Origin of the sequence: Frankia sp. R43, assembly GCF_001306465.1 — a bacterium.
GTDB classification, from domain to species: Bacteria; Actinomycetota; Actinomycetes; order Frankiales; family Frankiaceae; genus Parafrankia; species Parafrankia irregularis.
Genome location: NZ_LFCW01000011.1, coordinates 253,598 through 272,722, shown reverse-complemented (window position 1 = coordinate 272,722; position 19,125 = coordinate 253,598). Strand labels below are relative to the sequence as shown.

Annotated in this window: 18 protein-coding genes; 2 read left to right on the top strand and 16 right to left on the bottom strand. The window is 70.2% G+C overall.

Annotated elements, in window-relative coordinates; genetic code table 11:
* Positions 1-46: 46 nt before the first annotated feature.
* The 12 genes from ACG83_RS36975 to nifH form a co-directional block, all read right to left on the bottom strand.
* Positions 47-667, bottom strand: coding sequence for an iron-sulfur cluster assembly accessory protein (locus ACG83_RS36975; RefSeq protein WP_054570887.1), 621 nt, complete (start codon positions 665-667; stop codon positions 47-49).
* Positions 664-2,643 carry a nitrogenase cofactor biosynthesis protein NifB gene (nifB, locus tag ACG83_RS36970; protein ID WP_054570886.1) on the bottom strand — a complete coding sequence of 660 codons (1,980 nt, stop codon included), beginning with the start codon at positions 2,641-2,643 and terminating at the stop codon, positions 664-666. Before nifB ends, ACG83_RS36975 begins: the two co-directional genes overlap by 4 nt.
* Complete coding sequence (locus ACG83_RS36965; RefSeq protein ID WP_054570885.1) at positions 2,640-3,008, bottom strand: nitrogen fixation protein NifZ; 369 nt, start codon at positions 3,006-3,008, stop codon at positions 2,640-2,642. Before ACG83_RS36965 ends, nifB begins: the two co-directional genes overlap by 4 nt.
* A complete protein-coding gene (gene nifW, locus ACG83_RS36960) occupies positions 3,008-3,394 on the bottom strand; it encodes a nitrogenase-stabilizing/protective protein NifW (protein WP_054570884.1) in 387 nt (128 codons plus the stop codon). Before nifW ends, ACG83_RS36965 begins: the two co-directional genes overlap by 1 nt.
* Positions 3,391-3,618 carry a CCE_0567 family metalloprotein gene (locus tag ACG83_RS36955; RefSeq protein ID WP_006540882.1) on the bottom strand — a complete coding sequence of 76 codons (228 nt, stop codon included), beginning with the start codon at positions 3,616-3,618 and terminating at the stop codon, positions 3,391-3,393. The genes nifW and ACG83_RS36955 overlap by 4 nt, the downstream gene beginning before the upstream one ends.
* Positions 3,608-4,075, bottom strand: a complete 468-nt coding sequence (locus ACG83_RS36950) for a NifX-associated nitrogen fixation protein (RefSeq protein WP_006540883.1) — start codon at positions 4,073-4,075, stop codon at positions 3,608-3,610. Before ACG83_RS36950 ends, ACG83_RS36955 begins: the two co-directional genes overlap by 11 nt.
* On the bottom strand, positions 4,072-4,533 hold the full coding sequence (gene nifX, locus ACG83_RS36945) for a nitrogen fixation protein NifX (RefSeq protein ID WP_054570883.1): 462 nt from the start codon (positions 4,531-4,533) through the stop codon (positions 4,072-4,074). The genes ACG83_RS36950 and nifX overlap by 4 nt, the downstream gene beginning before the upstream one ends.
* Positions 4,527-6,101 carry a nitrogenase iron-molybdenum cofactor biosynthesis protein NifN gene (gene nifN, locus ACG83_RS36940; protein ID WP_054570882.1) on the bottom strand — a complete coding sequence of 525 codons (1,575 nt, stop codon included), beginning with the start codon at positions 6,099-6,101 and terminating at the stop codon, positions 4,527-4,529. The genes nifX and nifN overlap by 7 nt, the downstream gene beginning before the upstream one ends.
* Positions 6,101-7,486: a nitrogenase iron-molybdenum cofactor biosynthesis protein NifE gene (nifE, locus tag ACG83_RS36935; protein WP_054570881.1), complete on the bottom strand. Its 1,386-nt coding sequence runs from the start codon at positions 7,484-7,486 to the stop codon at positions 6,101-6,103. The genes nifN and nifE overlap by 1 nt, the downstream gene beginning before the upstream one ends.
* 342 nt (positions 7,487-7,828) lie before the next feature.
* Positions 7,829-9,388, bottom strand: coding sequence for a nitrogenase molybdenum-iron protein subunit beta (gene nifK, locus ACG83_RS36930; RefSeq protein ID WP_054570880.1), 1,560 nt, complete (start codon positions 9,386-9,388; stop codon positions 7,829-7,831).
* A 166-nt stretch (positions 9,389-9,554) separates the two neighbouring features.
* Complete coding sequence (nifD, locus tag ACG83_RS36925) at positions 9,555-11,015, bottom strand: nitrogenase molybdenum-iron protein alpha chain (RefSeq protein ID WP_054570879.1); 1,461 nt, start codon at positions 11,013-11,015, stop codon at positions 9,555-9,557.
* Positions 11,016-11,067: 52 nt separating this feature from the next.
* Positions 11,068-11,937: a nitrogenase iron protein gene (gene nifH / locus ACG83_RS36920; RefSeq protein WP_054570878.1), complete on the bottom strand. Its 870-nt coding sequence runs from the start codon at positions 11,935-11,937 to the stop codon at positions 11,068-11,070.
* Positions 11,938-12,853: 916 nt separating this feature from the next.
* On the opposite strand from nifH, the gene ACG83_RS36915 reads away from it, so the two are divergent.
* Positions 12,854-13,291, top strand: a complete 438-nt coding sequence (locus tag ACG83_RS36915) for a hypothetical protein (protein WP_054570877.1) — start codon at positions 12,854-12,856, stop codon at positions 13,289-13,291.
* Here ACG83_RS36915 and ACG83_RS36910 read toward each other — a convergent pair.
* The 4 genes from ACG83_RS36910 to ACG83_RS36895 all read right to left on the bottom strand — a co-directional run bounded on the left by ACG83_RS36910 (position 13,251) and on the right by ACG83_RS36895 (position 18,458).
* Complete coding sequence (locus ACG83_RS36910) at positions 13,251-14,822, bottom strand: adenylosuccinate synthetase (RefSeq protein ID WP_235498418.1); 1,572 nt, start codon at positions 14,820-14,822, stop codon at positions 13,251-13,253. The two genes, ACG83_RS36915 and ACG83_RS36910, sit on opposite strands and share 41 nt — an antisense overlap.
* A gap of 17 nt (positions 14,823-14,839) precedes the next feature.
* The gene (locus ACG83_RS36905) at positions 14,840-15,859 is read right to left on the bottom strand and encodes a hypothetical protein (protein ID WP_054570876.1); all 1,020 of its coding nucleotides are present in this window, start codon (positions 15,857-15,859) and stop codon (positions 14,840-14,842) included.
* A 143-nt stretch (positions 15,860-16,002) separates the two neighbouring features.
* Positions 16,003-17,415 (bottom strand): hypothetical protein, encoded by a 1,413-nt coding sequence (locus ACG83_RS36900; protein WP_054570875.1) that lies wholly within the window; start codon positions 17,413-17,415, stop codon positions 16,003-16,005.
* A complete protein-coding gene (locus tag ACG83_RS36895) occupies positions 17,412-18,458 on the bottom strand; it encodes an NUDIX domain-containing protein (RefSeq protein WP_054570874.1) in 1,047 nt (348 codons plus the stop codon). The genes ACG83_RS36900 and ACG83_RS36895 overlap by 4 nt, the downstream gene beginning before the upstream one ends.
* A gap of 194 nt (positions 18,459-18,652) precedes the next feature.
* Here ACG83_RS36895 and ACG83_RS36890 point away from each other — a divergent pair, with 194 nt between their 5' ends.
* The gene (locus ACG83_RS36890; protein ID WP_054570873.1) at positions 18,653-19,000 is read left to right on the top strand and encodes a metallopeptidase family protein; all 348 of its coding nucleotides are present in this window, start codon (positions 18,653-18,655) and stop codon (positions 18,998-19,000) included.
* The last annotated feature ends 125 nt before the right edge of the window (positions 19,001-19,125 follow it).

The following is a 19,125-nucleotide window of genomic DNA, read 5'->3' as shown; positions in this document are numbered from 1 at the left end:
GTGGTGTGGTCGGCCTGGTGATCTGTCGTAAGGCGGGTCAGGCGGGTCAGGGAACGAGCGCGACGCGCCCGATCTCCGGCAGGCTCTCCTTGATCCGCTTCTCGATGACCGCGGTGACCGTCGCCGAGGCGCTGGAGCAGCCGTTGCACGCCCCGACGAGGCGGATGTGGACCTCGGCCGTGCCGGGCTGCCCGTTGCCGGCGAGCACGGTGACCACCTGGACGTCGCCGCCGTCGCCCTGCAGGAACGGCCGGATCTCGGCCATGACGTCCTCGACCTGCGCACGCAGCTTCGCGTCGGCCTCGGCCCGCTCGGGCTCCTCGGGGGTGCCGAAGCTGTTGCCGCAGCCGCAGGAGCTGGTGGCGTTCGGGTTGGTGAAGGTGAAGCCGGACGAGGTCAGCGACTCGACGTAGTCGACGAGCAGGCCCCGCAGGTGGCCGATCATCGACGTGTGGACGAACACGTCGAAGCCGTCCTCGTGAATGACGATGTCGTCGCTCTCCGCGCCCGGCGCCAGGGCCAGGGTGTAGGTGAAGCCGGAGCAACCGCCCGGGTTCACCCCGACCCGCAGCCCGAAGCCCGCGGTCTCGGCGCTGCCGCCGATCAGGGTTCGCACCTGCTTCCTGGCGCGCTCGGTCAGTTCGATGGTGCTCGGGGCGAGGGTCATGACCGGGCTACCTCCAGGTCGGCGCCGTCGGAGGCGGCGCTTTCGAGATGGGGACCTTCGGCGCGGGCACCGACCGAGTGGGATCGGTCGGCACCGGCGTCAACACTGCGTGAGCCAGCTGTGCGGGAGCTGTCGGTTCGGGGGCTGCCGGTTCGTGCGCTTTCGGCTCGGGCGCTCTCGGTAGGAGAGCCCGTGTCCGGGCGGATCTGACCGGTTCCGTCGCCAGCGGGCTCGGTCAGCCGCCCGGACACGGCCTGGCCCGGGCCGGCCTCGGCGTGACGTGGTCCGCCCGAGCAGCCACCGCCCTTTCCACCCTTTCCGGCACCGCCGGAGCAGGAACCGGGGCGGACGGTGACCGCGAACTCGAACGGGTCCTCGTCCATCAGGTCCGGGTCGAGCAGGTCGACGTCGACCAGCTCGCCCCCCAGCACGTCGAGGTCCAGCTCGGCGACGACGTCGGTCGGGGAAGTACCGGCGTCGTCGGAGCCGGCCGCCTGCTCGGCGGCGGCCCGGGCCGTGATCCGGGCGCCGGTCGTGGCGACAGCCTTCTCGATCAGTTCGTAGACCTCGACCGGTTCGATGCCGGCGTCCTCGAGGGCGTCATACGGACCGGGACCGATCTTGCTGCACAGCACGGCGGCGCAGTCCGAAAGCATCGCGATGGTCTTGTCGAGCACCGAGGCCCCGTCCCCGCACTCGGTCGCGCCTTCGCAGTAGCGCTGCACGTCGCGGGTCTGGACGAGACGGGCCCAGTTGAGCCCGGCCTCGTAGATCCAGAACTCGGTGGCGTGCCCGAAATGCTGGTTCACCACACCGCTGCCCTTGGTCGCCACCGCGACCAGGACGGTGTCCTCCGGCTTGCTTCCGGTGCCGGTGATGCTCAGCGTCTCGCGCTCGGCGCGGTTCTCCTCACGCCACCGCTCGATCTGGGCGTGCGCGGCCTGGCGACCCTCGAGGTCGTAGGCGATCTCGCGGCCCTGGTACGTCTCCGGGCTGAACTCGTCGCCGCGGTCCTCGCCGAGCAGGCCGACGGCGTCGGCCCGGCACTGCCGGCAGTGCCGCATCATGTTCATGTCGGCGCCGCCCTCGCAGCGGTCCTGCAGCGCCTTGAGCTCCTGCGCCGTGGGGCCGCGCTGGCCGGAGAGGCCGAAGACGGTGCCGTGCTCGGGCGCGGAAACCAGCGGCATCACGTTGTGCAGGAAGGCGCCGAGCTCGTGCACCTTCTGGGAGACCTCGACGAGGTGCTCGTCGTTGACCCCCGGGATCATCACCGAGTTGACCTTGGCGAGGATCTTGCGCTCGGCGAGCATCGCGAGCCCCTCGAGCTGGCGCTCGGAGAGGATCTTCGACGCCTCCCGGCCGGTGTACTTCTTGCCCTTGTAGGCGACCCAGGGGTAGATCCGCTCGCCGACCTCCGGATCGATCATGTTGATGGTGATCGTCACGTGGTCGACGTTCAGGGCGGCGATGCGGTCGACGTGGTCGGGCAGGGTGAGCCCGTTCGTCGACAGGCACAGCTTGATGTCCGGGCAGTCCCGGGCGACCAGCTCCAGGGTGCGGAAGGTGCGCTTCGGGTTGGCCAGCGGGTCACCCGGGCCGGCGATGCCCAGCACGCTCATCTGCTTGATCTCGCTGGCGACCAGCTTGACCTTGGCGAGGGCGTCCTCGGGGGTGAGCAGGTCGCTGGTGACGCCCGGCCGGCTCTCGTTCGCGCAGTCGTACTTGCGGTTGCAGTAGTTGCACTGGATGTTGCAGCCGGGCGCCACCGCCACGTGCATCCGGGCGTAGTACTGGTGCGCCTCGGAGCTGTAGCACGGGTGGTTCGCGATCTTCTCCGCGATCTCCGGGTCGGTCGCCGGAGCGCTGCTGCCGCAGCTCTTCTTCGACGCGCAGCCACCCGCGGCGGCCGGCGCGGTGGACGTCGGCGCCGCCGGCGCGGTGGACAGCACCGGGAGCGCGACGGGCTCGTTGGTCACGACAGCCCCTCCTCCTCATCGGTGGTCCCGCTGGTCACGGCGACGCTGCTGTCAGCCGCGGAACTCGTGGCGTGGACGGTGTCCCCGTCCTGGGTGTGGTCGGCGTGGTCGGGCGTGGTGGGCCGGAACTCGCGGCCCGCGGCCTCCAGCTCCCGCTCGAGGGCGCCGACGACGCGTCCGTTCTCGAAGGCGACCGCGTAGACGATGTGTTCCTGCAGGTAGAGGCCCACATTGATGACCTCGCCGCGGGTGCCCTCCTCGACCAGGATCTGGCCGGTGGGGATGTCCGGGTCCGGGAAGGTCCCGTCCTGGCGCAGCGCCTTGGTGGTGGCGACGACATCGCCGACGTCGAAGGCCGACCTCATCAGCTCTGCTCCTTCCCCTGCGGGCCCGCGGTCGCGGAACGCTCGATGGTGATCTCGGAAACCGGGACGAAGGCCTCCGGCTCCGGCGCGCGGTCCTTGAGGACCTTGAACAGCCGGTGGTCCAGCGCCGTCGCCGTGGTGAAGGCCTCGTACGAGCGGATCAGGGCCTCGCGGTAGTGGCGCAGCAGCTCCTCCGGCGACTGCGCGGCGTCCGCCGCGTCATGCAGGCCGGCGATCTCCCCCGCGAAGTAGCGCAGGATGTGCAGCCGGTTGACGGCCACCACCCGCGGGTCGAAATCGACGTCGAGCAGCTCGAAGTACTGCTCGGCGGTGGAGCAGCGCCGGAACTCGGCGAGCTGCTCGTCGACCTGGCCGGCGGCGCTCACTTCGCCGCCTCCTTCGCCGCGCGCAGCTCGTTCTCCAGCACCGCGACCTCGGCGTAGGCGTCGTAGGTGCGGCGGGCGACGTCGAGGATGCCCTCCCAGCCGAGCGGCAGCTCCTCGGAGAGGTCGTGCAGGTCGAGCTTGAGCTGGGACGCCTTGCTGTTCATCTTGCGCAGCCGGGTCTGGATGGCGGCGACGTCGGTGCCGGCGCTGGTGTCAGGAGTCATCGCGGGCAGCCTCCCGGTACTGGTCGACGTACTTGGCGGCGGCGGTCACGAAGGCCTCGCCGCGGGCGGCGAGGTCCTCCAGGGAGTTGAAGCCGAAGCGCTGGGCGTCCCGCAGGACGTCGGAGAGCACCACGAGCCGTCCCGCGAAGATGACGACCCGGCCGAACCCCTCGTGGTTCAGGTCGAGCACCGTGGTCGTCTCGGCCCTGGTCGCCTTCTCCACCGCGGCGGCGACCGCCTGGTAGAAGGAGCGCACCCGGGCCTCGATGACCGCGTCGATGTCGCAGGCCACCGAGATCTGGCGCCGCTGCTCCTTCGTGAGGACGAACGGGGCGAGCATCGCCTCGTCGGAGAACTTGTCGAGCTTGCCGTAGGTGTCGCCGGCGCGGAGCTGGTCTGCGAGGTCCTTCAGGAACCCCTCGACCTTCCCGTTCGCCGCGGATGTCGATGCGGTCATGCCGTTCCTCCCATGGTTGTCGGGGTCGACGTGGCCGAATCCGAGGCGGACGAACCGGTCGTGGCCGGCGTCCAGGCGGGAGCTTCCTGGGGGCTGTGCGCCCGCAGGATCTTGCGCAGCCACGGCGGCGGGCTGCCGGCGAGCACGTCGACGAACTTGGTGAGCAGGCCGTCGATCGCGGTGCCCTTGGCGACCTTCATCGGGTAGATCTGGGCCTTGATGACCTTCGCGGCCGCGGTCCCTCCGATGTCGGAGACGTTGAGGATCGCGCAGTCGGTGACGGCGGCCAGCCGAGAGGCGATCTTGTCCTCCTCGTCCTCCTCGGCCGGCCCGAGCTCACGGGTCTCGTACAGTCGGTAGCCCTGCGGTCCGACCTCGTAGACGTCGAACCGGCGGCACCAGCCGAAGTGCTGGTCGACGGCGCTTCCGTCGCCGGTCGCGAAGGCGATCTTCAACATGAGGGCTCCTCGCACAGAACGTCGAGCTCGTCGAACGGGTCGATCGGGTGCGGGCTGACGTCGACGTCGCTGCGCTCGGCGCGGTGACCCGGGTGGTCCCGGTGCGGTTCCGCGCGGTGGTCGGCGTGCTGGTGCTCGATGTGCTGGTGCTCGATGTGCTGGGGCTCTGTCAGCGGGTGCTCTGCCTGCGGGTGCTCCGCGTGCGGGTGCTCCGCGTGCTGGTGGTGGTGGTCGAGCAGCCGGTTCGCCGCGTCCACCAGGAGCCGCAGGCTGCCGCTGTACCCGGCGGTGGTGCGCAGGGCCGCGCCAAGCCGGTCGTAGATCGGGAAGCCGACCGGCAGGTGCGGGATGCCGATGCGGTCGGCGACCGCCCGGGTGTGGCTGGACCCGATGACCAGCTCCGCACCGCCCTCGACCGCCCGCTCCTCCAGGTCGGCCAGGTCGCCGATGACGATCTCGTCCCACGGGGCGGTGGCCAGCACGGGGGCGTCCGTCGGGGAGACTGCCGCCACGATCTCGACACCGACGTCGCACAGCAGCGAGCCGACGGCGACCAGCGCCTCGGGCTCCATCGCGAGCGCGACCCGGGCGCCACCCAGGTAGAAGTGGGTGTCGAGCAGACCGTCGGCGAGCCGGGCCCGGGCCCGGCGCACCTCGTAGGACGGACCGCGGCCGGACCGGGCCATCAGGTCGCTGACCAGCCCGTCCACCGCCCGCAGGCCACTGAGGTGGTCATAGTGCAGGAGATCGGCGTCGGTGCGGCCGGCGAGGTCGGCACCGGCGGCGGCCGCGGTCGCCCCGACGGTGATCACCAGGCCCGCCCGGTCGAGGCGGCGCAGCCGGGTCAGGTCCGTCCCGCCGGTCGTCGTCGGCTGCCAGGCCGGGGCGAGATGCCCGTCCAGCGAGCCTGACAGGTCCGGGACGAGGACCGGGCTCAGCCCGAACGAGCGGATCAGCGCGCTCAGCTCGTCGAGGTCCGCGGCGGTCAGGGACGGGCCGACTAGCACCGCGACCGTGTTCCCACACTCGAGGCCGTCACGGTCGGGTCCGTCAAGGTCGTGGCCGTCGGGGTCGGCCCCGTCGAACGGCACCGTCGTGACGAGCGCCCGCAGCGCGGCCGACCAGCCGTCCGACAGGCCGCCGACGAAGTCAGGCGTCGACACCCGCACGATCAGCGGGGCGCCCTCGGGAGTGGTGTGCTCCATCATCGCGATGTACTGGCGCATCTGGCCGCCGACGTCCTCGCCGCTGACCTCGGTGACCCCGGTGGTCAGCAGCCCGATGATCTCTGGGCGTTGCTTGGCGCGGATCGCGTCCAGGTGCACCACGAGCTCCTCACCGCTGCCCATGACCGCGGTGACCTCGGTGATCCCGGTGGTCTGCAGCGGGACGGGCTCGTTGAAGTGCCGGGTGAGCAGCGCCTTGGCGAACGACGCGCAGCCCTTCGAGCCGTGCATCACCGGCATGGAGCTGGCGAGGCCGAGGAAGACCAGGGCGCCGCCGAGGGGCTGGCTGAACTTCAGCGGGTCCAGGCCGGCCCGCCGGCTGCTCGTGACGACCCGCGCCATCACGCCACCTCCGCCGGCGTGCTGGCGACGTCCCAGGGTGCGGGGGCACGGACCTGCTCCCACACCGGGTTGGTGAGGGCCAGGTCGAGGCGGCGGGCGAGCTCGACGGCGCCGCGGTAGCCCGCGTAGGGGATGTGCCGCTCCTGGTTGATGTCCAGGAAGGGCAGCCGCCCCTTGAGCGCGGTGTACATGTTGCGGCCGCCGGCGACCAGGATGTCCGCGCGGGTCTCGTCCGCGATGCGCAGCAGCTCGCGCGGGCTGCCCTCGGAGACGATCTTCGCATCCGGGCCGAGCAGCTCGGAGATCTTCTCGACGTCCCCGTCGGAGCTCTTGGTGATGCCGTTCGCGACGACCTCGATGCCGAGGTCCTGCAGCGCGGAGACGATCGACCAGCTCTTGACCCCGCCGGTGTAGAGAACGGCGCGCTTGCCGGCGAGCCGCTCCCGGTAGGGCTCCAGGGCCAGGTCGACGGCGGTCTGCTCGAGCTCGATCAGCTCCTCGGCGCGTTCGGCGAGCGCGCCGCCGCCGAGCAGGCGGGCGAACTGGCGCAGCGTGTCGTTCATCGCCCGGACGCCGTAGAAGCTGCCCTCGAACCAGGGGATGTCGTAACGCTCGTCCAGCCCGCGGGCCAGCCCCAGCAGGGCCCGGGAGCAGACGACCATCGTCGCGCGGGCCCGGTGCGCGGCGGCGACGTCGGCGTAGCGCGCGTCCCCGCTGATGCAGGCCCGCACCCGCAGGCCCAGCTTGGACAGCGTGGGCAGGACGTCCCACAGCTCGCCGGCGATGTTGTACTCGCCGACCAGGTTGACGTCGTACTCGCTCACGTCGGCCGGCTCGACCGTGCCGATGACGTGCTCGAGCAGCGCGTCACCGGCGATCTTGTTGCCGAGGTTCTTGTTGCCGACGAATCCCGGCGCGTGCACCGGGATGACCGGCACACCGGTGTGCGTGGCGGCGGCAGCGCACACGGCGTCGAGATCGTCGCCGATCATGGCGGTGACGCAGGTCGAGTAGACGAACACCGCTGGCGGGCGGTGGCGCTCGACGGCTTCGAGAATGGTGTCGAACAGGCGCTGCTCGCCGCCGAAGATCACATCCTGCTCGCCGACGTCGCTGGTGAAGCCGCGTCGGTAGAGGTCAGGTCCTGACGACAGGCTTCCCCGCCCGTCCCAGGAGTTGCCGGCGCAGGCGATGGGGCCGTGCACGACATGGGCGCTGTCAACGATCGGAACCAGGGTGATCATCGCACCGTCGAAGGTGCATCCCCCGCTCGTGCCCCCAGGAGCGGGCTTGGGGCAGCCGGCCTTGCGCTCCTTCGCGGACTTCTCGCGGTTGTGGTCACAGGCCGGTTCGGTGAAGAGAGTTGCGCGGTCAGTGGCGGCCATGGCGATCTCTCCGCTTGGGAGGGCGTTGCCCTCGGTGAGCTGGGTGAGCGGGGCCGTTCGATGGACCAGCGGTTCTTCTGAACCGGAGTGGTTGTCGGCGGAGTGGTTGTCGGTGGAGTTGGTGTGGCGCAGTGGGGGTCGAGGGGTGTGGCCGGCCGGCCGGGGGGCCGGCCCCGGCAGGGGCGGGGCGCCGGCTCTCGTGACGTGGGGGGCGCGGTCCCGGCGCCACGGGCGGGGCCCCGGCCGAGCGGGGGGTGGGGCCGCCAGCCGGCCGACCACTGGGAAGGCCGTGCGTACCGCTCGGGGGATGCCGATGCTCAGGAGGCATCCCCCGAACGGGACCTAGCGCACGGCGTCGAAGCTATGCGGCAGGCTGGAGCGGTCGAGCTCGTCCAGCATGGTGTTGACCAGCTGGGTGAGCAGGTTCAGCCCGCCGGTGTACCCGATCGTCGCCTGGCGGTGCAGGTGGTGACGGTCGAAGATCGGGAATCCGACCCGGACGAGGGGGACGTTCGCCTCGCGGGAGATGTACTTCAGGTAGGTGCTGCCGATGAGCAGGTCGACCGGCTCGGTGAAGACCAGCGACCGCAGGTGCCACAGGTCCTTCTCCGGCCAGACGGTGGCCGCGTCGCCGAACTTGCTCGCGGAGAGCACCTTCTCCATGCGCGCCTTGAAGCTGCTGTCCGCGTTGGTGCTGACCAGGTGCACCGGCACCATGCCGCACTCCAGCACGAACCGGGTCAGCGCGATGACCAGGTCCGGGTCGCCGGCGATCGCGACCCGCTTGCCGTGCAGGTAGGCGTGCGAGTCGGCGAGGGCGTCGACGAGACGACCGCGCTCGAGGGTGAGCTCGGCCGGCACCGGCTGACCGGAGAGCCGCGCGATCTCCTTCACGAACTGGTCGGTGCCCCGGATGCCGATCGGGGTCTCCAGAAGGACCGTCTCCTGCTTCCACTTGTCCCGGACGAGCTCCGCCGTCCGGCGCATGGTGGATTCCTGCAGGACGACGCTGGCCTTGCTGTGCTTGGCCTTCGCCGCGTCCGCCAGCTTGGTGCCACCGGGGTAGAGGTCGTACTCCCCGTTCGCCGGCGAGTCGAGCGCGTCGGAGTGGTCACCCAGGATCAGCGGGGAGACACCCAGCAGCTCGAGCATCCGGCGGTACTCGCGCAGGTTGCCGAGGTAGGTCTCGAAGCCGGGGAAGACGTTGAGCTGCGGCTTCCCGCCGGTCTCCGGCGCCGTCTTGGCCTCGGGCAGCTCGGTGACCATGTCAAGGATGCCCTTGACCATCACGTCGTAGCCGTTGAGGTGCGAGCCCACGAAGCTCGGGGTGTGGGCGTACGACACCGGGAAGTCGTTGGTGACGGCTTCCTGGTCCCGCGCGGTGCGGATGTAGGCGAAGAGGTCCTCGCCGATGACCTCGGCCATGCAGGTGGTGCTGACCGCGATGTGCTTCGGCTTGTACAGCGCCGTCGCGTTCGCGAACGACTCGACCAGGTTGTTGATCCCGCCGAAGACCGCCGCGTCCTCGGTCATGGAGGTGGAGGCCGCCGGGACGGGCTCCTTGAAGTGCCGCGCGAAGTGGCTGCGGAAGTACGCGACGCAGCCCTGCGACCCGTGCACGATGGGCAGCGTGCCCTCGAAGCCGATGGCCGCGAGCACGGCACCGAGCGGCTGGCAGGCCTTGGCCGGGTTGACGGTCAGGGCCTCGCGGGCGAAGTTCTTCTCGCGGTACTCCCAGGTGCGGGTCCACTCCAGGACCCGGTTGACCTCGGCGTCGTCCGCACCGTTCTCGAACTCGCGCTTGGTCTCGAACTGCTTGGTGTAGACCTCGTCCTTGAACAGCTCGGTGTGGTCGAGGACCTTCAGCGGGATGTGACTGTTCGTCTCGGGAGTCGTCGTCACCGGACCTCCTCCTTTCTGCCGTGACTTGAGCCTTTTCCATCGCCAGCTCGGGCTCACGGTTCCTGGCCGTGCCCCGTGGGATGGAGAAGGCCCACTGATGGCCGCCGGCAGCCACCGGTGATCACCGGTGGTCGCCGGTGGTTGCCGGCGGAGCCGGGCTACTCGCTCAGAAGACTTCTCCGGACTTCGACCACGGGGTCTCCATCAGGTCCCAGGTCGGGCTGTTGATGGCCATGTCCATGTCCCGGGCGAAGACCGCGAAGCCGTCGACACCGTGGTACGGGCCGGAGTAGTCCCAGGAGTGCATCTGGCGGAAGGGGATGCCCATCTTGTGGAAGACGTACTTCTCCTTGACGCCCGCACCCATGAGGTCCGGCTTCAGGTGCTTGGCGAACTCTTCGATCTCGAACGCGGTCGGGTCGTCGTAGAGGACGACGCCTTCCTTCAGCATCCCGTAGGTACGGGTGTAGTCGTCCTTGTGCGCGAACTCGTAGCCCGTGCCGATGACCTCCATGCCGAGGTCCTCGTAGGCGCCGATGGTGTGGCGGGGGCGCAGGCCACCGACGGCGAGCATGACCCGCTTGCCCTCGAGCCGCGGCCGGAAGGCCTTGATGATCTCTTCGAACTGCTTCTCGTACCGGGCGATCGCGGCCTCGGTCTTGGCCTGGATCGTCTCGTCGAACTTCTCCGCGATGGCGCGCATCGACTTGACGATCTTCGACGGACCGAAGAAGTTGAACTCCATCCACGGAGTGCCGTAGCGCTCCTCCATGGTGGTGCAGATGTAGTTCATCGACCGGTAGCAGTGGATCAGGTTCAGCTTCGACAGGTGCGTCGAGGCCATCTCGTTGATCGTGCCGTCACCGGACCACTGGGCGATGATGCGCAGGCCCATGTCCTCGAGGATCCGGCGGGAGGCCCAGACGTCACCACCGATGTTGTAGTCACCGATGAGCGCGACGTCGTACGGGGTGGAGACGTGGTTCGCGCCACCGGTGCCCAGCACGTGGTCACGGACGGCGTCGTTGGCGATGTGGTGGCCCAGCGACTGGGAGACACCGCGGAAGCCCTCGCAACGAACCGGGATGACCGGCTTGCCGAGCTTCTTGGAGGCCGCGCGGGACGTGGCCTCGATGTCGTCACCGATCAGACCGATCGGGCACTCGGACTGCACCGAGATGCCCTTGGCCAGCGGGAACAGCTCGTTGATCTCGTCACAGACCTGCGCCAGCTTGGGGTCACCGCCGAAGACGATGTCCTTCTCCTGGAAGTCCGTGGTGACCTGCATCGCGGCGAAGTTGGTGACACCCCACGGGCCGCGGGCGTAGTTACGACGGGTGGCCCAGGAGTACTGGCCACAGCCGACGGGGCCGTGGCTGATGGTGACCAGGTCCTTCACCGGCCCCCACACCACGCCCTTGGAACCGGCGTAGGCGCAGCCACGGATCGTCATGACTCCGGGGCGGGACTTGATGTTGGACTTGACCTCGCACTCCTTCGACCCCTCGGGGTCGTTGGCCTTGATGTGCTTGGCGCGGAACTTGGCCGCCTTCGCGGGGTAATGCGACAGGACTTCGGCGATCATCGCCTCGGTCTCGGCCCGCGGCGGGGTCGGCGTCGTCGTCATGATCGGAACCTCATCCTCGACGGTGACTGAAGCCGGTGGTGGGCGGAGGAGGTCAGGCGGAGGCGGCGGCCTTGCTCTGGCCGACGATGCTGGTGTCTTCCTGCTCCATGATCCCGAACTCGATCAGCAGCTCCTCGAGCTCGTCCATGCTGATCGGGGTGGGGATGTTCTTCATGTCGTTCTCGTCGATCGCCCGAGCCAGCTGGCGGTACTCGTCGGCCTGGCTGTTCTGGGGGTCGTACTCGATGACCGTCATCCGGCGCAGCTCGGCGTGCTGCACGACGTTGTTACGCGGGATGAAGTGGATCATCTGGGTGTTGAGACGGCGGGCGAGCTCCATGATCAGCTCGTCCTCGCGGTCGGTCTTACGGCTGTTGCAGATGAGGCCACCGAGGCGGACGCCACCGGAGTGGGCGTACTTGAGGATGCCTCGGGAGATGTTGTTCGCGGCGTACATCGCCATCATCTCGCCGGAGGTCACGATGTAGATCTCCTGGGCCTTGCCCTGGCGGATCGGCATCGCGAAGCCACCGCACACAACGTCACCGAGGACGTCGTAGGTGACGAAGTCCAGGTTCTCGTAGGCGCCGGCCTCCTCCAGGTAGGTGATGGAGGTGATGACGCCACGGCCGGCGCAGCCGACACCCGGCTCCGGGCCACCGGACTCGACGCACTTGATGCCCCACTGGCCCTCGATGAGGACCTCGTCGAGCTCCAGGTCCTCGACCGAGCCCTTCTCGGCGGCGAGCTCGATGACCGAGGTCTGGGCCTTCGAGTGCAGGATGAGGCGGGTGGAGTCGGCCTTGGGGTCACAGCCGACGATCATGACCCGGCGACCCATCTCCGCCATGGCGGCCATGGTGTTCTGCTGGGTGGTGGACTTGCCGATACCACCCTTGCCGTAGAACGCGATCTGGCGCATTGCTTCTCCTCCTGGAGCCTGGGTACGCATGCACGGTTTCGCACAGTGCGTCCCGCGGGCCGGAATTCGGTCGCGGTCGTGGCCCCGCAACCGAATGGGCGCTGGTAGCTCGTCCACCCGGCGTGCCGCGATGTCTAGGAACCGTAGGAGGCATTCATTTCGGAAGCATGTACGTCGGTAACTGCCCCGTTAACAAGAAATCGCTCGGGACAGCGGCGAACTGGGCCTTCAGGAAAGCCGGGAGGAAATCCGGGAAGAAAATTCCGAGGAAAAACTTTTCCTGCCGGCTGTTACCGACCCCGCGACCTGCACGTGCGCTGGCACGCGCCTTAGCAGAAGCCGCGGCACGGGTCCCGGCGGGGCCCCCCGCTCGGTGCCTGGCCCGGTTTCGACCCGATCAGCGCCTCGTTAATCGGAAGTATCCTCGCTGGTGACCGCACCGGATATACCTGCCCAGGTATGACGTGAAACACAGGATTACCGACCGAAGACTTTCGCCTACCGCCGCATCTGCGCCAACCCGAACAGCTCACATCCGTGCCTGCGGAACTATACCCGAGATTTCCGCCGTGTTCGCGGATGAATATCGTCCCCGATGCGGATACCGTGGGCCACGACCCCCTTCGCGGCACCCTCCGCCGAACCAGCCCGGCCGAGGGGCGTGGCGGGATTTACGTCTCGGAAACCGCACCCACCGGGCCGTTCTGGACCAGGTCCGGTGGGCCGGGTAGCGTTGCCTCGCGCACACGCGGAAAAAAGCGCGCGTGCGCACCCGCAAACAGCTCGGCAGGCAATCTCGGCAGACGCGGCCGACTCGACAGACAGGACGACTCGACAGGTTGAACGGCTCGGCAGGTTGAACGACTCGACAGCTCGTGCCCATCCGCAGCGGTACCGAAAGCCAGGACGGTAGGAAGTGACGGAAGCTCAGGCCGTCGACGCCTGGTCCGGCTCGCCCATCTCATGGGAAGACCTGCGCACCGCGGTCGTCGGCAACAACGGTGTCTATCGCATCGACATGGCAGTCCTGCGCGAGATCGGCGGCTATGGCCGGCTCGGCACCAATGTACGACAGATACTCAGCCGGAAACTCGCCGGAGTCGGCCTCGGCCATCTCCCCGCCGAGCTGCCGTCCTATCAGGACAAGCAGGTGCTGTTGTACCAGTACGGCACCCCGGCGGCGGAGATCGTCGAAGCGCTCAGCGAAGGCGCCACCGACGGCGCGGAGGCCGCGCTGCTGCGGCTGAACTCCTCACAGGACCTCGCCAAGGTGCGGGACGCCTCGATCAAGGCGGTCGAGCTCCTGTCCATCCTCAGCGAGCGGTGCAAGGACTGCATGGGGCCCCTGCACTGAGTCTGTCCGGTGACCTGCTCGGCAGCAGGTGACCTGTTTGTCCGGTGATCTGCTTGTCCGCGGCGCGCGGGCCGCGTGAGAGCAGCGTCACCGGCGCCTCCAACAGCTCGGTCACCAGATCGGGCCAGGCATCGACGTCGGGGCGCGCGCCGAGCACCGGCTCGGCGCGCGCAAGCCTGCGGGTCAGCGCCCCCTGCCGCTCCAGATCGCCGGGAGGCCCCGGCGCCAGCCGGCTGACCGTCGCCCCGTCGATCCGGTAGGCGTCGCAGACCCGCAGCCCCAGCCCCGGCGGCAGCCGCTCGACCACGTCCAGGTGCGTGAGCGCGAGCGCGTCCACACCGCCGGCGGCCTCGACCGCGTACCGGTGCGCGACCGCGTCGAAGTGACCCACCCGGAACGCCCCCTGCCACCGGCCGGTCCCGTTGTGGACGTCCGGCAACGCGGCGGTCAGCTCCGCGTCCTCGGTCACCAGCGGCCCCGGCCCATGGCGGGTCGTGTAGGCACGCACGACTCCGAGGCGCCGGGCCGTCCCGCCCCGGCCCACCTCGGCCAGCAGCTCCTCGGCGTTGCGCGCGGTCGTCGTCGACCAGGTCGTGAACGGGTGGAAGCCATGCCACTCGTCGAGCAGGACGCCCTGCGCCCCCTCGAACACGACCGGCCCACGGTCGCACAGCACCCGCAGCCAGGAGCTGTCGACGATCCGCGTCAGCTGGCCGAAGGCGGTGAGCACCGCCACGCAGTCCTCCACCTCCGGTATCTCCTCCACCGCCGGCACCGCCGTGAGCCGAGCAGCCCCTGTCTGCCCGCCGGAGCCAGCCCCGCCCAGCCCGACGGGTGCGGCGAGCTCGGTTGGTGCGGCGAACTCGGTTGATGCGGCGAACTCGGTTGATGCGGTGAGTGCGGCGAGTTCGGCGCGCAGCCAGTCGTGCAGCTCACGCAGCCGGGCGCGCAGGCGCGACGGGCTGCGGCAGTCGGCGACCCGCGGCGCCACGGCCGGCCGGGCCAGCGCGTAGGACACCGTCTCCCCGATGCCCATCCCGCACGAGCCGTGCCGCCCGGCGCCCCGGGCCAGCTCACGGACCCGGTTCGCGATCGCGTGGTACGGGGTGGTGAGCAGGGCCTCGCCGTCCACCGTCAGCCTGGCGAAGGGATCGGGCACGCCGACCGACTCCAGGTGGGTGGCCTCCGCCACCAGTGCGAACGGGTCGACGAGCATCGTGCGGGCCAGGTGGGTGGCGCAGCCCGGGGTGAACGAACCGGCGCCGAACTGGGCGAACGTGTGATGCCGGCCGTCGTCGGTGACGACGTTGTGGGCGGCCTGCGCCCCGCCGTTGAACCGCACCACCGTCGGTGCCCGCCCACCCGCACCACCCGCACGACCCACACCGCCCGCACCGCCCGCGCCGGCCCGGGCGGCACACAGCCAGTCGACCACCGTCCCCTTCCCGGCATCACCGAAGCCCAGATCGATGACGATGACGTGATCGCGATCATCATCGCGATCACGATCGCGATTCACGAGACGGTTCACAGCTCGTTCCCCGGCCTCTACAGGCGCACGATGCCGCGGCTGCCGGCACCGGCGATCCGTCGGTCGAGCGCACCCGAGCCACGGACGACCGCGGACCGCGAACCGCGGACGGCCACCTCACGCGAGTACCGCTCCAGCGCGCGGCCGACACTCGGCACCGCCGCGGCCGAACCGACGTCCCGCAGGTCGTCGAGCCCCTCGTCCAGGTCGATCGCCGCCTCACCCAGGCCGATCGTCACGGCGATCGTCTCGCAGACCGCGTCGAGGTCGTCGAGCTCCAGCACCCGCTCACCGAGCAGCGCCCGCCAGGTTCCGAGCACCTCGCTGTCACCCGCGTGGGACGTCCCGGCGGGAATGATGAAGTAGACGTGGTAGCGGCGCTCCACCTCGGCGAGGATGCGCTCGACTGACAGGCGTTCCGTCAGCCGGTCGCCGATGACCGCGGCGACCTGGCTCTGAACCACCCGGCTGTAGGGCAGCTCGTCACCGACGATGAACAGGTACCCACGCCGGCCGCGCCGGTCGAAACAGTCCGTCGCGGTGTGCCTGGCCATGAAGTACAGCGCCAGCTCGTACGACTCGTGCAGCTGCCCGCCGCCCCCGCCTTCCAGCAGCATGGCGCCGAGCTGGTCGTCCATCCGGTTGTCCGACTCGAACTGGCCGACCTGCAGCGGGACCCGGTCACAGCTCGCGTCACCGATGCCGCCGAAGAGGATCTGCGGGTGCTGGACGTAGCCCTTGCGCAGCAGCAGCCCGAACAGCTCGGGCAGCCGGGTCTGCAGGGTGCGCGGCACCTGGCCCATCGACCCGGTCACATCGAACAGGACGGAGATCGCCAGGCTCTCGGGGTGCTCGTCGTTGTCCCGGCTCTCCCGCAGCCCGACCCGCCAGGGGTCCAGGTCGGGGTGCGCCTTCCAGGACTGGCGGGGCCTGCTCGCCCGCAGCGAGTCGCTGTACTGGAACGCGCTCGCCCCGCTGCGGGCCCGGTAGCCCGCCGCCGCCTCGTACACGTTGGTTGACCAGGATCCACTGCCCATTTCTCTCCGCCTCCGGATCTCGAACGAGTGGTACTTCTGCAGGTCTGGTGGTCGTGGCCCGCCTGCGCGGCCGGCCTGAGCGGTCGGTGGTCGTGGTCGTGGCTGGTGGCTGGTGGTCGGTGGTCGGTGGTCGGTCCGGGACGTCATCCGTCCGCGGCGGGCAGATGGAACGGCCGGAAACGCCGCGGGCCGTACAGCCGCTCCAGCACGTCGTCCAGCTCGGTGAGCAGCCGCCAGGCGTCATGCGGACGGCGCGCCGCGGCCGGCAGGGTGCAGCCGCGGGCGAAGGCGCGCAGCTGCGCGGGCAGGCCCGGGCCGATCAGGTACGTCATGCAGCGGGTGGCGAGGTAGATGTCGGTGGCCTCGTCCGGACGGCGGCGCGCGGCCACCTCCGGCGGGTACATCGGTGCGAAACGCGGCACGACGGCCGGCACCCGCGCCGCGAGATCCGCCGCGCCGGCAGCCGGGCCGTTGTCCGGGTCGGCCGCCGAACCAGCCCCCGGACCGGCCGCCGAGCCAGCCGCCGAGCCAGCCGCCGAACCTGCGGCCCGGCCGACTGCCGGAGCGGTTTCGGGGTCCCGGATGACGCTGTAGCACCAGTCGACGAGCACCAGCCCGTGCTTCTCGGGATGGATGAGCACATGATCGGGCACGACCGCGCCGTGCAGCACCCCGGCGCGGTGGGCGTAGCCGAGAGCCACCAGCAGCCGACGCCACATCCAGGCCGCGTCCCGCGGGTCGACCCCCTGGGGGTAGGCCGCGTGGACCCGGGTGAGCGGTTGGAAACCGTCGAGCCGCTCCAGGACGTTGACCCGGCGCCGTGGCGCGGAACACTGCCCGCCGCCGGTCGCCGGAGTGTGCAGGAACGACTCGACCAGGCGCGGCGCGTAGGCGGCGAACCGCCGGTCCCCGGCTCGGGCCAGCCGGGTGAGAGCGGCGGCCTCACGCTCCATGAGGTCGTTGTCCGCAGCGGACCGCGGAACCTTGAGGAACCCCGTGCGGGTCGTCCCACTCGCCGTCTCCCGGCATTCGGCCGGGTACAACAGAGCCACATCACCCTCGATGACCCCACCATCCGGCCGCCCACCGGCGGCCCCGGCGGCCCCGGCGGCCTTGGCGACCGCGGTCCGCCGCGGGACGACCCGAATCGTGTGGAGGTGACGTCTCGTCCGGATGACCGTCTCCTCGATATCCCCCGGCTCGACGTCCACCGGCTCGACGTCCGCGAAATCGGCGTCTACGGAATCGGTGGTCGGGCCGGCGGAGGCGGCGTAGGCGGCACCGCCAGCCGCCCCGCGGTCGGTCACCTGCGGCGGCTGCAGACTCTGGTAGCGAAGCCACAGGTCACCAAGCCGGACGAACGCGGCGGTCGCGACCCCGGACCTCGCCGCCGGCGCCCGGTCCGGGTGCACGAGGCGAGCGAGCCTGCGGTATCCGGCGATGCCCGGGGTAGGCCCGAACACCCTGACGAGATCAGGCCAACCGGGTTCCGGCGGGACGTCGAACAGCAGGCCCAACGCCCCGTCGAGCCCGGACGGGCCCGGCTCGGGCGTCACCGCGCACCATCCCGGGCGCCATCCAGGGCACCATCCAGCGCACCGTCCTCGACGCCGCCCCCTGTAACGGCGTCGAGGACGGGCTCTCCCGGCTCCGCGCCGGACGGCCGCAGCAGCGCCGGATACAGGAGCGTCGCGGGACCAGCCCGGTACAGCCGAGCCCGGCGGCCACCTCGGTTGCCCCCGCGTTCCGTCGTGGTCCCGGTGTCCTCCAGGAACCCGGGAACCGACAGGAGCTTGCGATGGAAGTTGGCCGCGTGCGGAGCTCGCCCCCACACGATCGTGTAGACCTCACGCAGCTCGGAGATCGTGAACTGCTCCCCCACGAACGCTGTCGCCAACGGCGTGTACTCGATCTTCGAGCGGGCTCGCTCGATCCCGTCGGCCAGGATGCGCCCGTGGTCGAACGCCAGGTCATCCAGGCAGACGGCGTCGAACCCCAGATCGGCACGCCCCGAGGTGTCGAACGAAAGGCCGCCCGACACTGTCGACAACGGCGCCCAGGCCGCGGCGGCCGCGTCACCACCGGCGGTCGGGTCCGGCAGGTCCGGCGCGAAGGCCAGGTAGGCGACGGAGATGACCCGCATACGCGGATCACGCCCAGGAGTGCCATACGTGCCGAGCTGCTCGAGGTGCACCCGCCGCGGAGACTGCGGCGACAGCGGCGACAGCGGCGACAGCGGGTCGGTAGCGGCCAGCGGGTCGGCCGCGGTCAGCGAGTCAGGAGCGGCCAGCGGGTCGACAGCGGCCAGCCCGGTCTCCTCGGCCAGCTCACGGGCGGCCGCTTCGGGCAGGTCCTCCTCGCCCGCAGGCCCTTCCACGCCCGGGCGCGGCCGGACGAACCCTCCCGGCAGGGCCCACCGGCCGGCGAAGGGCGCCTCCCCGCGGCGCACGAGCAGCACATGAAGCCGACCATCGCGCAGAGTCAGGGCGACTACATCCACCGTGACCGCCACGGGGTCAAAGGCCCGCGGATCGTAGGTCCGGGGGTCGTAGTCGCCACCCCGAGCTGAACGTGCCGGCATGTGATCGCCCGCAGGCATGGTTCACCACCCTTGCTCCTGACCGGCCAGCCAGGAGGCTCGGCCAGTTATTCTCGTATCGAGATTTTCTGAACTTGAGAATAACCAGCGGGATCAGTCAGGGCAACCCCGGCAGTCGCACCCGGCCCTGTCCAGCGGGCGACACCGAGCCGGCAGGGGCGACCAGAATCGGAGGCGGGCAGCAGGATGGCCCCATGGTCACCATCAGCCCCGAACGGTTCGAGGCCCTGGTCGTCGCCGCGCTCGACAGCCTGCCCCCCGAGCTGGGACGGCAGATGCGCAACGTGGCCGTCCTCGTCGAGGACGAGTCCCCGGAGGGCCCAGGCCTGCTCGGCCGGTACGAGGGCGTGCCGTTGACCGAGCGCGGTGACTGGTACAGCGGCGTTCTCCCGGACCGGATCACCATCTATCGGATGCCGATCTGCGCCATGAGCGACTCGGAGGACGAGGTCGTACGCGAGGTCCGGATCACGGTCGTCCACGAGATCGCGCACCATTTCGGCATCGACGACGCCCGCCTGCACGAGCTCGGCTGGGGCTGACCCCGCATCGGGCCGAACGACCGCGCATTCGGCTTCGCGACGGGCCTCGCACCCGGCCTCCCGACCAGCGCCGCGGCCAGCCCAGCAGTGTGCGCCGCGCGACCGGCCACGACATGGCGAATCTC